Below are 14,223 nucleotides of genomic sequence, written 5' to 3' on the forward strand. Positions count from 1 at the left end.
TTGACGAAGGTCGTGCAGGTGAGAACGTTGGTGTTCTTCTGCGTGGTACTAAGCGTGACGAAGTTGAGCGTGGTCAAGTACTGGCGAAGCCTGGTTCAATCAACCCGCACACTAAATTTGAAGCGGAAGTATACGTACTGTCTAAAGATGAAGGCGGCCGTCACACTCCATTCTTCAAAGGTTACCGTCCACAGTTCTACTTCCGTACAACTGACGTAACAGGTGCTGTTCAACTGCCAGAAGGCGTTGAAATGGTAATGCCTGGCGACAACCTGAAGTTCGAAGTTGAACTGATTGCACCAATCGCGATGGACGAAGGTCTGCGCTTCGCAATCCGTGAAGGTGGTCGTACAGTAGGTGCTGGTGTTGTTGCTAAGATTATCGACTAATCTTAGGCTTCACTAAGTCATCTGAAAAAGGTCGCGCAAGCGGCCTTTTTTGTTTTATGTATTCAAATTCCGACACAATATATCTACAAAAGCCACCAATGCGCTTTATCCGTCAAAATAAACCACGCTATTTTGCCAACTAGGGGTAAACCCCTATACCGAAACCTCCCTTCATTGTCTAAATTTAAAGCAACCTTTCAACAGTATCCGAGGTGTGAGATGAAGTCTGTTGTTTTAATGTCGCTATTAATGATGTCTGCAAGCGCTACAGCTGGAGTGATTAGGTATGATTTTAATACTCAAACATTCAGCGATGCTCATAGGATTGGCGGCTACTTTGTTTACAACGATAGTAGCAATGCATTGCTTGATTTACTTGTTGCTATGGATGGGCCCACATATTCGTTCAATGCTGGGATAGCGGATTTGTCGAATACGGATAGTTTCTCGTTTACAACCGACAATTTGATATTTGGTGATAACCCAGATGAAGGTTTTCAGGTCACCGTCAGTGAAGTTAATATTCTTACAGGGCAGTTCGGTTATGGTTCAAACGATACCTGTTATTACGATAACGACAACCTGTTCTGTACAGGAGGGTTGTTTCAGTTAACTGCAACAGTACTTGAGGAAAGTACACCTGCGGTGTCAACGACTGGCTCTTTTGGTTTACTGTTAGCAGGGTTAGGCGCGATGGTTGGATTAAGACGTCGCCGTAAATAGCTCTCATGAAGGAGTTCTCGTGTTCCTCTTCTTCATTTTAGCCCTCAGTTTGAGGGCTTTTTTTTTGCCTGTTTTTTAACTCGTCATTTTTTCCTTTCCGAAATCCTGTTCATTGGGCCTGTTGAGTTTTACTGTTCACTGTTACAGAAGCCCCTATCAATATAATAGGTAACGCATCCCAGTAGCACGCATCTGTTCAGTCATTCCAGCAGCGATGAGATATGTTCATTAAAATTGGATGAAGCGTCATGATCGTATCGTCACCTCCAACCAACACTCAGCGTGTTAATTAAATGTAAAAAATAGGCGCGTTATAGGGGGAACTCCCCATAGAGGCAGTACAGGTTTTGCTCAATACTAAACCCGTAACCATGACAAGAGGTGAAGATCATGAAACTGTTAAATCGTAAAACTCTGTTAGCTTCTGCAGTAGCGCTTGCGCTTCCTGCTTCATTCGTAAACGCAAAGACTTTCGACGCTGACCTGGCTGCAAATCTTGCCGAGGCTCCAACCGAACTGCATCAGGTAATTGTTACATTTAACGGTAACGGCGCACCGACAGCAGAACAAATTAATGCACTGACTGAGCTGGGCATTGGTACCGGTATCAGCATGCAAAGTATGCCAATTGTAGGTGTAATGGCCACTAAAGCGCAGGTTGAAGCGCTGTATCAGCGAGACGACGTTGTTTCGGTATGGAACAACGACGAGCTGACATTTGAAAACTATGAATCAACGCAAATTACTGGCGTGAAAGCTATGCAGGCAGATCAAAGTCTGCGTAACAATGGCATCCCATACTCTGGCCGCGGCATTGGCGTTGTGGTTAACGACTCAGGTATCGATGGTACCCACGGCGACCTCTCTTTTCCTGACCATGTTGTGCAGAACGTACTTGCACAAACTAACCTTGCCAGCTTTAGTGGTATTCTGCCGGTCACTTATCAAGAAGACGTTATCAACACCGATATCCTGGGTGGGCACGGTACGCACGTAGCGGGCACAGTAGGCGGCAATGGCGCAATGAGCTCTGGCTTACATGCTGGCGTTGCACCGGGTGCCGACATTGTCGGTTATGGCTCTGGAGCAGGTCTGTTTATTCTGGACACAATTGGTGGCTTTGACTACGCGCTGACACACCAATTTACCTACAACATTCGCGTAATCTCCAACTCATTCGGTAGCACCGGTGATGTTGGTACAGAATTTAACCCTGACGATCCGACCAACATCGCAACCAAAATGTTGGCTGATCGCGGCGTAATTACCGTGTTCTCAGCGGGTAACTCGGGCTCTGGTGAGTCAACGATTACCGGGAACTTCAAAAAAGCGCCTTGGGTCATTACCGTTGCCGCTGGTGACAAAAACGGCGAGCTGGCTGATTTCAGTTCTCGTGGTGTTAGCGGCAAGGGTGGAGAAGTCGTTGTCGATGGTGAGGTCTACACTTGGGAAGACCGCCCAACTGTTACCGCTCCGGGTGTAGATGTCATCTCGGCACGCGATTCTCTATCCAGTTTAGGTGCGTTAAGTGCAACAGACGATGCAGAAATGATCGAACCGCAGCACTTGCCTTACTATACCGTTTCAAGTGGTACGTCTATGGCCGCACCGCATGTATCAGGTATTGTTGCGCTGATGCTTGAAGCTGACCCATCGCTGACATGGCGTGATGTGAAGCACATTGTCCAAGAGACTGCCACGCCTATGGCTGCCCGTGAAGCCTGGGAAGTCGGTGCAGGTTATATCAACGCGCATGCTGCTGTAAGAGCGGTAGTTGATGGTGTTGATGTGTTTGGCGACACCGTGAAGAAAGATCGTGAATTCAACGGCTTTGCGAACGTCACCGAAGGTGATGCCTTTACTCTTGAAGCCACCTATCTGCCAGTAGGTGAGTCACCAACAGAAACCTTTGAAGTAGGCGGCGACGTGTCGCTGGTAGTAGCCAGTGCATCAATCGAAACCGCAACAGCGTTTGTGCTTGAAGATCCAGCCGGTAATCGCTACGGCTCCGGTATCGGTTTACCTGTGCTTGGTTCGTCAGTAGGTACATCTGCGCCAGGCATGGCTGGAACCTGGAAATTGTATGCTCGCGGCATTGGCAGCATCAGTGGCGTATCGGTAGATCCGCTCGGTGTGACTAACGGTGTTGGTATTCCCGGCACGGTAGAAGTTAATATCCGTTTGCTTGAAACGTCTGGCTTCTCAGGTATCGATGACGCGGTAGGCCATCCGGCACAATCGTTCATTGAAAATGTAGTAAGCAAACAGCTGATGGATGCACGTAGCGATGGCTTTGCGCCGGATGCCCACCTGACTCGTGAAGAGCTGGCCGACACACTGACACTGTCTGCAAATCTTCGTCAGGCGCAAAACGGCAACGTATCTCAGTTCACTGATACTAGCAGCAGCCATTTCAATGCAGCGATTAACTCTGCGACAACGAAGGGCGGCGTATTGTCTGACCTTGAGATGACAGACGCTGCAGTTATGACTGACGCAGGTTCTGGTAGCTTCAACCCGCAGGGCACAGTTAGCAAAGAAGACCTGGCTTACTCTCTGGTTCAGGCCCTTGGCCTGGAAGCCGAAGCTGCAGCATTTGACCCGGCTGATACTGTAACAGCAATTGTGTTCGGTGAAGCGATTGAGCTGGAAGATTCACACTTGATTGCACCAGAACTACGCGGACATGTTCAGCAAGCACTGGCTGCAGGTCTGATGACAGTAGAAGTATATACCACGCAGGGGCCATTTGATTTTGAGCCTACACTCCATGCCCGCTTTAACCCAGCGAATGAAGTGACTCGTGGCGAAGCAGCGTTCTCAGTAACGAACTTCAATAACTTGTAATACCCGCTCCTCAACGATGACCCATTCTTGCAAAATAGTTCATCGTGTACCCCAAAGGCCAGCTTAGCTGGCCTTTTCCTTTTTAGGGGAAGGCTATTCCAGCAGGCCAGCTTTGCCTGCCAGTCGGATTAGCTCAGCTGAACTGCTTACATTCAGTTTCTTATAGATATTGCTTCGATGGTTTTCAGCCGTTTTCAAACTCATGGTGAGTAATTCGGCGATTTGTTTGCTGGTATTGCCTGCGGCGACCAGAAAGAAGACTTCACGCTCGCGCCGGGTCAAGGCGGTAATAGGGCTTGCCCGGGATGGTTTCTCCTGGTCGCTGCCAGGCTGAGCAGCTATGAAGGCGGTCCGGCCGTGATAAATACTGCGGATGGCGTCTATCAGAACATCGCTGGATGATTCTTTTAATACGTAGCCTTTGGCACCGGCATCCTGCATTGCCTCAATGTATTCGAGTTCGTTGTGCATCGACAGCACCAGAATCTTACAGTCAGGACGCTGGCTAAGTAGTTTATCGATAGCCACCAGACCGCTCATCTTTGGCATGGAGATATCCATAACAACAACGTCGGGTCGGAGTTTAATGACCTGCTCGATGAGTTCGACACCATCGCCGCATTCACCAATAACATCAATGCCAGGGTCGGCATTTAATACCTGGCTAAGACCTTGTCGCATGAGTACGTGATCGTCTGCCAGCACTATTTTTATTGTCATAACGCTACCGTTAATGTGATGTGTGTGCCTTGCTGGGGGCGAGCCTGTATCGTTAACTCGGCATCAAATGCACTGGCCCTGTCCAACATGCTGGACATGCCTATTCCCCGCTCTACGTTTTCGCTGTCGAAACCTACGCCATTATCGATAATATCTAACCGTATTACCTGATGATGCTGGCCAAGGTTGAGTGTAATTGTGTCGGCCTGGCTGTGCTTTAATGCATTCACCAATGCTTCCTGTGCAATACGGAACACCAAAATTGCCCGCTCTTTAGGAATATCACTTTTCAGGGTGATATCACAAGCGTAATTCATATCCTCGGCGGCAAACAGGTTTCGGCAAAGCCATTTAAGCGCGGGTTTCAGGCCTAGATCATCCAGAATGGTCGGACTCATCATACGCGACAACTGACGCACATCGGCCAATGCCATTTCGGCGATATCGTGTAATTCCTGAAATTGCGGATCGGTGTCAGCTATGCCTTGCAAACGCCGGGTGAGCCCTGTCAGTAACTGGCCAACTCCGTCGTGGAGTTCTCGCGACAAGCGGGCTTTTTCACTTTCTTGCTGGGCCCAGAGGCGACGCGCCAGTTCACGTAAATTGATTTGCTCTTCGTCAAGGCGGCGTTTGAGTTCGTCCTGCTGCTGCCGAATTCTTTCTATCAGTGCGGCCTGCTCGTCATCGCTGCGTTTCAAAAGTAGTGGGCCTCGTATTGTTTTGCCTGAGTTTCACTGAGTTGGCTGAGCCAGTTCTGCAGTGCTAATCGCTGTTGTTGCTGAGAATATTCGTCGGTAAAGCGCGTCAAATACAGATGATTACGCCAATGCTCAGGGTGACCCTGAAGCTGCGCTTTTAACTTTCTGAGTGCCTCGATATCCAGCTCACTGTTTAAGTATAGCCACTGCATGTAAGACTGGTAGTAAATTGGCTTAGCCAATTCGTTCGCCCTTGTCATTAGCTTGCTCGTTGGTGAGAGTCGAAGTCTCTCCTGCAAATCTAAGAGTACTTTTAGCTCTACCGTAAGCGGGATCTGACCCAGAGGCAGGTTGTCGATAAAGGGCTGTAATTCACTTCTGTCTACTTGCCCCACTTCAAGTGCTAAGGCATTAGACAGCCAGCCAAACACCGTGGCGTACTCGAGCATATCATCGGAAACCAGAGGCTCCACAACGCTGAGTTGATTAGCCAGGCATTGCCAGTCTGCAATGCGCAGACACATCTCGCCGTGCCACAAATACACTTCTATCAGTGCGCGGCTGTCGTTAGAGGTTTCGGCGAGCTTATGCGCTTCGTTCACATTTCGGGTCGCTTCAGTGAGCTTGCCCTGTGCGAAATTCAGATAAGAGTAAAACAGCTGGTTTATCATCTGCTCCTGGGTTTGGCTCGGCGATATGTTTGTATCCACCTTAATGAGGTGTTTCGCTGCCGCGCGCCGGTCGCCTTTCACCATACTCATCAGCGCCAGGTTTTGGTGAGTGCGCATTAGGTGCACCTGATCGTTAATCCGTTCGAATTGGTTGAGTGCCTGATTCCAGTAAATATCAGCCAGTGAATAATCACCTAACAGAAAATGCATGTAAGCGACGTTCGACATACTCTCGGCCTGTTTGGCGGTATCGTCCAGTTGCGTGCGCAAATCCAGCCCCTGTTTGTAGTATTTCAGAGCTTGTTGATATCGCCCTTTCTCTTCGTACAAAAAGCCAAGGGTATCCAGAATATGTGCTTGTTTAGCAATGTCACCAAGCTGACTTAACAGCATCGACGCTTCTTGCAGCGCGGTCTCTGCTCTTTCAAAATGTCCGTTAATCGCGGCCACATTGGCCAGATTGGCCAGTGTTGTCGCCCTGTCTTCCGGCACACTGTCGGCGTCACGCAGTGCCAGCGCATCACTGAAATAACGCTCGGCTTGCGGGTAATCAGCCAGGCGCAGATGCGCTACACCGAAGGCATTTAAAATTAACCCCTCAGCCAGGGTATCGCCGAGCCGCCGGGCAGCAATCAAAGCCTGCGTCAGCTCTTCGGTGACTGCGTGGTTGATGTCGCCCTGAATAATTTTCAGTCGACCAAGCTCGAACCACAACTGCGGATTGTTCTGATTAATAGCCAGCGCTTGCTGATACAGCGACATGGCTTTGCGCGTGTCGTCTGCCCACTGCGCAATTTGTGCGCCCAAATAGAGGACTTCGGTATGCTCTGGATAGAGCGATAACAGACGATCACTGGCTTGCACCGCAAGATCAAGATCATCGGTGAGCTCGGCTTGCAGGACTTTGCCGCGCAGTTGCCAGTACTCGCTGCTGTTGTTAAGTGCAAATAACGCCGACAGCTGTTGTTGTGCAGCGCTGTAGTCTCCTTTTTGCAATGCCAGTTCGGCACCTTTCAACCAGCCACCAGGGTAGTCAGGGGATTGCTTTTGCAAGCGTGCGATGTGTGCTTCGGGGGAAATATCATTTGGGTCGTTAATGGCTGACGCAATGTTGTCGAGATAACTTAGATCAGGAGCGGCTCCGGGCTGATTAATTGCATTGAGTAATAGTTCAGTGATTTGCGTACCCATGGCGGCAACACCTTCGCCCAGTGCATCGTTTTTCACTGTCCGGCTCACTTCAAACAGGTACTGGTTGGCAGGCATCAACACACCCGCCACGGAGACCTGATATTCTGAGTCTGACAACGGCGCTGCATCTAACAGTAGCAAAATATCGAGACCCAGTGTCGTGCTCAATGTAGTGCGGTCATCGGCAGATTGGACCGGTGAAAGACCGAGATTGGCGACCAATTGTTCTATTGGCCTGCGCTCTGCAAGCGCAATGCTGTCTGACGCTTCTACCGGGTAAGAGAGTAAGTTGGCCAACAGGGTAGTTGGGGCATAGGTTTGTTGTGTAACCAGTCCTACGCGCAGGGTTTTATCAGGTATAGCAACCGACGAAGGCCAAAACAAGCTTGCGGCCAGGGCGACCAACACGACCAGTAATACACCACTTACCAAAGGCCATTTTACCTTTGAAGAGGAGGCTTCTTGAGTGTCTTTGGCATTGATCATATCGTGCCAGGCTGTCAGTGCATCATCTGTAGACGGACGCTGGCTGGCATGCTCATGGGTTAATGAAGCCAGAAAAGCATGTTGCTCGTCATACCAACGCTGGGGTGGCTCTGTGGCATCGTTCTGCGTTGGTTTGACACTGTCGATGATGTGTTTCAGCACAATACCGACACTGTAGAGATCGGCGGTCTGGCTGGTAATCCCGCTATGCAGTACTTCCGGGGCAGCATATTCACTGTGCCCACTGGTTTGAGGCTTGGGATGGCTATGTTGCTGACCAATACCGAAATCGATAAGCACTAAGTCATTGTTACTATTGATCAGCAGGTTATCGGGTTTAATGTCGCCATGAAAAATCCCCTTGTGCTGGCATACTGCAATAGCATCTAGCAACTGGCCTGCCCAACGCTGGTATTCCTCTACCGAAACAGGCCGTTGTATGCGAGCCAGTAACGGGTCGCCTTCGATCAAAGACATGGTGAAAAACAGCGAATGGTTGTCGCTGAATACATCGTGTACCCGAACAATATTGGGGTGTTGTAATTGGCGGGCCAGATTGACTTCGTGGCGGATTTGGTCGAGTTTTTGAGGGGCGCTTAATTGAGTGGGCAGCAGTTTTATGGCGACATCTATTTCCAGGAGCTCATCGAACACCTGATAAACATGACCCTGCGCCCCGCCACCCAGCTGTTTTTTGATGGTGAAGCGATTGACCAGCTGTAAGCCTTCGGGGAGCACCCGAACGTCGTGCAACTGCTGAGTTGCAAGATCCTGTTCGTTCGTAACATCCGAACCCGACACGTACCCACTCCTACTTTGCGCCTGTGGCGCATCGCTAAATTTCTGTCACTAAAGAAATATTATGTTCTATGGAGTGGAATAACAAACGTAATGACAACATATTTGCAAGTAACTGTGTCAACTTAACGTCCGTATGGGTGAAATATTGTCTGCCCTGGGTGTTATCGCCATAAAGTACGCCGATAACCCGGTCCTCTGCAATGACGGGTACACAGAGGGCTGCCTTCAGGCCGAATCGAATAACACTCTGCTGAGCACTGAAATGGTGATCTGCCTGTAAATCGCCTACCGCCACGGGCTGGCGGGTTTCTATTGCATGCTTTATGACGGTACGACTACCGCTGAACTGCTGGGTATCCATCCAATCTTCATGGCCAATAGCAGAGCCGATATCCTGTTGCTCGTCGAACAAGAGTAATGCTGCGCGCTCACAGCCCAGTGTCTGTGTCATCGAATGACGAGCAACGTCGAGCATCGATGAGGTATCGTGAGATTGGTAGATGGTCTTTTCAAACTGGCGCAGTTGTTGTTTACGCCAGAAGTAAACACTGTCCTGTTGAGCGAGGTCGCTCATACTGAGGCGCTTTAACTGGCAGGGCACCGGGCCGAGAAACATCAAGGTGTTGTCTGGTAAGGTTTCATGTTTCACTGCTCTACCACCCACAAAACAGCCCGTGCTGCTGGTGTCGTCGATGGTCCAGGTAGGCACGTCGTTATCTGCATCGGTTTTAATCGTGGCATGAATCCGCGAAATTTGAGGATGCCTGATGACAATATCAGCCTGACTGGAACGCCCTAACTTATAAGACGTCCCCTCAAACATCAGGTGTTCTGTAATAACACCCTGTTCATTGGCATAAGCAAGTTGCAACGGCATAACACGGTGTCCGGGGTTACAGCGTTCGCAAGCTAAACCGCAAGGTATGCAGCTTGGTGAGTAACTCGCCTTTCACATTAACCAGGTCGTCAGAAGAGCGCCATACATCGGCCATAAAGTCGCCGTTACAGCTCCCAACCAGGTCGATCAAAGTGTCAACCACACTCAATGCGGCAGTGTAGTCGGCATTGGTGATGTCGTCCTGTAAGAAATTAAGCTGGGCGTTCAGTGCCGACATGATCACCGGTGAAATTTGCGAAGAATTATCGGCAATAAACTGTTCAATGCGAGCGAATTTCGTGTCAATGACGTCCTCAGGAATACGCAGGTCCATCAGGATCATAAAATCAGAGAAGCTACCGGTGTTTCCGCGCGAACGGATGCTGCCTGCGGCGGTGAGCTGAGTAATATCTTCAAATTCGCCGTTTGCATGCGAGCGGAAAATACGCAGTGCCGGATTAAAATGTAACGCTTTGGTGTAAATCTCTACCATTGCCATACCTTCGAAGGCAAAACCGGCATCCGGCTTAGGCGAAATAGAAATGACCACCGGGAAACCACTTGTTGCTGTCACGAGTGACGACGGCAGGCGGTTAACAATGGATAAATCGGTAGGTAACAGAAGCTCTGCGCTAATGTCGATATTGCTGGCGTTTAGGCCTACGGCGTTATCAAACTCAACTTTAATATCGACTTCAATAGCGTTAGTAAGGGCAATGGTCGCTTCGATTTCGTTATCGTCAAACGACAACTGCTGCGGTAGCACAACCTGTGCAAAGCTAAGTGGTGTAAACAGCACAAACGCTGCAACAAAACCTTTTATTGCGCGGGGTAGGGTAGAGTACTTCATCATATTTACCTCTCTTGACTGTTCAAAAATACACCAATATTTCCACTCCTTCAAGAAAAGGAGTGGAAATACTTTACACTTTAGTTGTAATAGTAATCGAACATACGACCGGCTAACAGTGCGTAGTGTGCTCTGGTAATTTTCGTATCAGGCGCGAAGCTCGCGGTGATAGTCGGTTCCAGGGCAAACGGGCTTTGCGTTACGTCGAAGTGAACGTTAATCAATGACAGGTTAATTGCCAATTGAACGTAGCCTTTCAGTTCGTCAGGAATCATGTGCTGATCTTCCAGGACGATCGTCTGGCCTTTGTAGTCCACAACTATGTCGTCGGCAGGGTCGAACGCTTCTGCTGTTTCCTGTAATCCCAGCATTTGCACCATGGCGTAGCTCAGGTCTGTTTTGTCCATTGTCGCAAAGGCGTTAACGTGACCTTGTGCGGCGTCCAGCAATACAGGGTTCTGAGTACGAACGTCGTCTTTCAGAGCGCCACCGTTCACAGAGACTGATTCAACAAACGGCTTGTCTGCGCCTGGTGCTGATACACCTGGAGTAGGTTCGTTAAGCAGGTCACGATACTGACGAACTGCTCCGCCCATTACGGCATAGCGAGCAAAGTCTTTAACCCGCAGATTGGCGTTCGGCGCAAAGTTGTTACCCAGAGAGTCCATCAGACGGTTACTGACTGCAAATTCGATGGCACCTTGTTGAGGATGGCCGTCAATGTCGTCAAGGCCGTCATAACCACCGCTCACTTCAAAGCTAACGGTTACATCAAAGTTTTCTGGCAAGCCAGGTCCGTTAGTCAGCCCTAGTGGATCCGCTTCAACGCCTGAAAGCGAGGTTAAACCGTAAACATACACACCCCAGGTTCCCGCCATGCCCGGCGCTGAAACACGCATGTTTTCAGATAATACCGGCGTAGTCAGATTACCAAAGTACTCATTTCCGTCAGGGTCAACCAATACCAGTTTAGTCAGGTTCGCCAGCGTACTCGCCGCCGCTTTAACCACGGCTACATCACTGCCAACCTCAAAGGTTTGTACTTCAGGTGTACCCACTGGCGAGTAGAACAGTTCTACATTCACTTCTTCGTCAGACGTTGCAACCAACGCGTTAGCGTTGAAAGTTTTATCTTCCAGGTTGTTTACTGTCACTCTGTGGTTCATGTCATAGTTCAGTGCCGCAGCAACAGCAGAGCGTGCATTTACATAACCGCCACCCACTTCCCAGCGCTCGTAGCCAGGCATGTTAGTTGCCGTTTCCTGAAGTAACTTCTTGATGGTCAGGTTGTCCAGATCTGGGTTAGCTTCCAGCATCAGTGCAATAATGCCTGATACATGAGGCGTGGCCATACTGGTACCAGATATCATGGTGTAAAAAGGCACATACTCGGTTTCAATCGCGTCGATATCGGCGTCACCACCGTTTGCTGCCAGGTTGGTTACTGCACGGGTAGAGATAATGTCTACGCCTGGAGCAACAATGCTGACTTCGTTGTTGTAGGTCCACTCAGTGCCATCAGGCATGGTAAAGTCACCAGATTCGCTTTTCAGGCCGCGAGAAGAAAAACCGGCCAGTTTGCCGAATTTGTCACCGGCACCAACAGAGATTCCCCATGGAATCTGAGCATAAGGGTTGTGTGAATCTTCGCCCGGACCATCGTTACCGGCTGCAAACACACTCAAAATGCCTAACTTGTGTGCTTTATAAGTCGCCAGAGAAACCGGACCCAGTGGATCATACTTACCACTAGAACCCCACGAGTTACTGATGATACGGATAGGGTTGTCGTAGGAGTAGAGATTGTTGATAGCAAAATCAAAGCCACCAATCGTATCCAATAACAGGACTGCACCGCCTGAACCATAACCAATCAGGTCGGCATCTGGCGCAGCGCCAACATATTTACCACCAGACATTGCACCATTGCCCGCAATCGTGCCCGCAACGTGAGTACCGTGACCTGAGTTGGTATCGGTATTTACCTGACCAGTGAGTACAAAACCGTCGGTCATGCCGGTAATGCTGATTGCCGAAGCATGGGTCAGAGCCTGCACGTTTTCAATTACTGTATCGCCGAAAAAGTGATCCTGGTGCGACGCATCCACACCTGAATCGTTCACCATGATAGTCACGCCTTTACCGGTATACTGCAGGCCGTTCCGTTGTTCGAAGTCGGTAGTCTGTAAATCTGCAACGCCAGTAATCTGGCGTGCATCGGCGTTGTATAATTTCATTTCACGGTTTGCAAATACCGAACGAACGCCATCCAGCGCAGCGATCTGCTCGATTTGAGCTTTATTCGCTACCACACCGATAATAGGCAGTGATTTGAATTGCACACCTTCGGTGATGCCAAGGCCTAAAAGCTGTGTTAATTGCGCTTCAGACAGTGGTTCCATCTGATCGTAAGTTACTACGGCCATTACTGAACTCACCGCGTCAAGCGTGGAAAGCGTTGATTGCATTTGTTCGCCAATGTGGGCGTCAGCAATTGCTTGGCTGGTTGGGGCTGCCAGCATAGCAGCGGCCAGTGTAGTTAGAGCAAACTTCTTCATAACGTACTCCTGCTTGGGAATTTTTTTGATCACAACGATTTGTGATGACACAGGTTTAGTTTGACTGGCTGAGTTTTAATCGGATATAGGGGTTTCACCCTAGATAGTGGTGAGTGCAAAAATATTACCTAATTTATGTGAATCCTCGCTCTGCTTAGGGTTAGCAAGCCAGCTATCTCAAAAACTGATAGACTTTTAGCCTACGAACGATCCGGAACTATTGGGTGCTATTTTGCTAAATACGCTGGCAATCACTAATTACCGCTCATTGCAGGATATTGTTGTGCCATTAAGTAACCTGAATTTGGTTACCGGGCCAAATGGCAGCGGAAAGTCAAATATTTACAGAGCGCTAAGACTGTTGGCAGAAACCGCACGGGGCGGTGTTATCAGCTCTTTGGCTCGCGAGGGTGGACTGGATTCCACATTTTGGGCTGGCCCAAAAGTTATCTCTGCGGCCATGAAGCGGGGTAATGCAGCTATACAAGGCACACATGATAATAGTCGTAAGCGGCTAAAGCTTGGGTTCGCGGGCACAGAATTCAGCTATGCGGTAGCGCTTGGCATTACGCCACCGGTACCTTATCCAAGCGCTTTTAATTTGGATCCAGAAATTAAACGTGAAGCCATATGGCAAGGAGAACTTTATCGCCCTGCATCGTCATTGCTAGAACGTAAAGATAACCTGGTCAAAATTCGGCACGCCCGGAACTGGAATGTCATTTGTCAGCATCTGCCAATGTATGAAAGTATATTTACGCATCTGGCAGATCCTGGTCAGGCTCCTGAAGTAATGGCTCTGCGGGAATATATCAAGCAGTGGCGATTCTACGATCATTTCAGAACGGATCAGGAGGCGCCGTCTCGGTTGCCACAATTGGGTTCAAGAACCCTGGCCCTGAGTCACGACGGTGCCGATCTGGCCGCTGCGTTGCAAACCATTATTGAAATTGGTGACGGAGAGGGATTAGCAAAGGCTGTTGATGAGGCGTTTCCCGGCGCAACGTTGAATGTTCAGGTTACCGAGGACGGTCATTTTAGCGTGTTATTCCGACAACAAGGGCTCTTACGCCCTTTAACGGGCAAGGAACTGTCCGACGGGACACTGCGCTTCTTACTTTGGGTCGCAGCGTTGCTCACGCCCAGACCTCCAGCATTGATGGTAATTAATGAACCTGAAACTAGTTTGCACCCTGATTTACTGCCTGCGCTTGCGAACCTGATCGTCAAGGCTTCACAATCAACTCAGGTATGGGTGGTCTCTCATGCTCCTGTGCTTATCAATCTGCTACAGCGAGTCGAGGGGTGCAATGCCATTCGCCTGCAGAAGGAGATTGGCCAAACCCTTATTACAGGTCAGGACAGATTAACTGCACCGGCCTGGAACTGGCCAACTTAACAGGAGTGTAGGA

Annotated in this window: 10 protein-coding genes; 4 read left to right on the forward strand and 6 right to left on the reverse strand. The window is 49.4% G+C overall.

Going from position 1 to position 14,223, the window contains the following annotated elements; all coding sequences use genetic code 11:
- The 3 genes from BUB81_RS19840 to BUB81_RS19850 all read left to right on the forward strand — a co-directional run.
- Positions 1–389 (forward strand): elongation factor Tu (locus BUB81_RS19840; protein ID WP_483869306.1); only part of this gene is annotated, 389 nt, incomplete at its 5' end.
- A 219-nt stretch (positions 390–608) separates the two neighbouring features.
- On the forward strand, positions 609–1,112 hold the full coding sequence (locus BUB81_RS19845) for a VPLPA-CTERM sorting domain-containing protein (RefSeq protein ID WP_073325109.1): 504 nt from the start codon (positions 609–611) through the stop codon (positions 1,110–1,112).
- A 390-nt stretch (positions 1,113–1,502) separates the two neighbouring features.
- Positions 1,503–3,959 (forward strand): S8 family serine peptidase, encoded by a 2,457-nt coding sequence (locus tag BUB81_RS19850; RefSeq protein ID WP_073325110.1) that lies wholly within the window; start codon positions 1,503–1,505, stop codon positions 3,957–3,959.
- Between the two features lie 93 nt (positions 3,960–4,052).
- Here the strand turns inward: BUB81_RS19850 and BUB81_RS19855 are convergent, their stop codons facing one another.
- From BUB81_RS19855 to BUB81_RS19880, 6 genes are all read right to left on the reverse strand, one after another.
- Complete coding sequence (locus BUB81_RS19855; RefSeq protein WP_073325111.1) at positions 4,053–4,679, reverse strand: response regulator; 627 nt, start codon at positions 4,677–4,679, stop codon at positions 4,053–4,055.
- Positions 4,676–5,377, reverse strand: a complete 702-nt coding sequence (locus BUB81_RS19860) for a sensor histidine kinase (protein WP_073325112.1) — start codon at positions 5,375–5,377, stop codon at positions 4,676–4,678. Before BUB81_RS19860 ends, BUB81_RS19855 begins: the two co-directional genes overlap by 4 nt.
- Entirely contained in the window at positions 5,374–8,526 is a 3,153-nt protein-coding gene (locus tag BUB81_RS19865) for a serine/threonine-protein kinase (RefSeq protein ID WP_073325113.1), read from the reverse strand. The genes BUB81_RS19860 and BUB81_RS19865 overlap by 4 nt, the downstream gene beginning before the upstream one ends.
- Before the next feature lie 34 nt (positions 8,527–8,560).
- On the reverse strand, positions 8,561–9,403 hold the full coding sequence (locus BUB81_RS19870) for a GAF domain-containing protein (protein ID WP_073325114.1): 843 nt from the start codon (positions 9,401–9,403) through the stop codon (positions 8,561–8,563).
- A gap of 16 nt (positions 9,404–9,419) precedes the next feature.
- Positions 9,420–10,256, reverse strand: a complete 837-nt coding sequence (locus tag BUB81_RS19875; RefSeq protein ID WP_084526762.1) for a DUF6689 family protein — start codon at positions 10,254–10,256, stop codon at positions 9,420–9,422.
- Positions 10,257–10,333: 77 nt separating this feature from the next.
- Positions 10,334–12,811 (reverse strand): S8 family peptidase, encoded by a 2,478-nt coding sequence (locus BUB81_RS19880; protein ID WP_073325116.1) that lies wholly within the window; start codon positions 12,809–12,811, stop codon positions 10,334–10,336.
- A 232-nt stretch (positions 12,812–13,043) separates the two neighbouring features.
- Here BUB81_RS19880 and BUB81_RS19885 point away from each other — a divergent pair, with 232 nt between their 5' ends.
- Complete coding sequence (locus BUB81_RS19885) at positions 13,044–14,210, forward strand: AAA family ATPase (protein ID WP_073325245.1); 1,167 nt, start codon at positions 13,044–13,046, stop codon at positions 14,208–14,210.
- Positions 14,211–14,223 lie beyond the last annotated feature (13 nt).

Source organism: Marisediminitalea aggregata (genome assembly GCF_900129565.1).
In the GTDB taxonomy this organism is placed as follows: domain Bacteria; phylum Pseudomonadota; class Gammaproteobacteria; order Enterobacterales; family Alteromonadaceae; genus Alteromonas; species Alteromonas aggregata.

Bases quoted from the DNA above. Each gene is read 5' to 3' on its own strand.
- BUB81_RS19855 (WP_073325111.1), bottom strand. From the start codon at position 4,679: ATGACAATAAAAATAGTGCTGGCAGACGATCACGTACTCATGCGACAA.
- BUB81_RS19850 (WP_073325110.1), top strand. From the start codon at position 1,503: ATGAAACTGTTAAATCGTAAAACTCTGTTAGCTTCTGCAGTAGCGCTT.
- BUB81_RS19880 (WP_073325116.1), bottom strand. From the start codon at position 12,811: ATGAAGAAGTTTGCTCTAACTACACTGGCCGCTGCTATGCTGGCAGCC.
- BUB81_RS19875 (WP_084526762.1), bottom strand. From the start codon at position 10,256: ATGATGAAGTACTCTACCCTACCCCGCGCAATAAAAGGTTTTGTTGCA.
- BUB81_RS19870 (WP_073325114.1), bottom strand. From the start codon at position 9,403: ATGCCGTTGCAACTTGCTTATGCCAATGAACAGGGTGTTATTACAGAA.
- BUB81_RS19845 (WP_073325109.1), top strand. From the start codon at position 609: ATGAAGTCTGTTGTTTTAATGTCGCTATTAATGATGTCTGCAAGCGCT.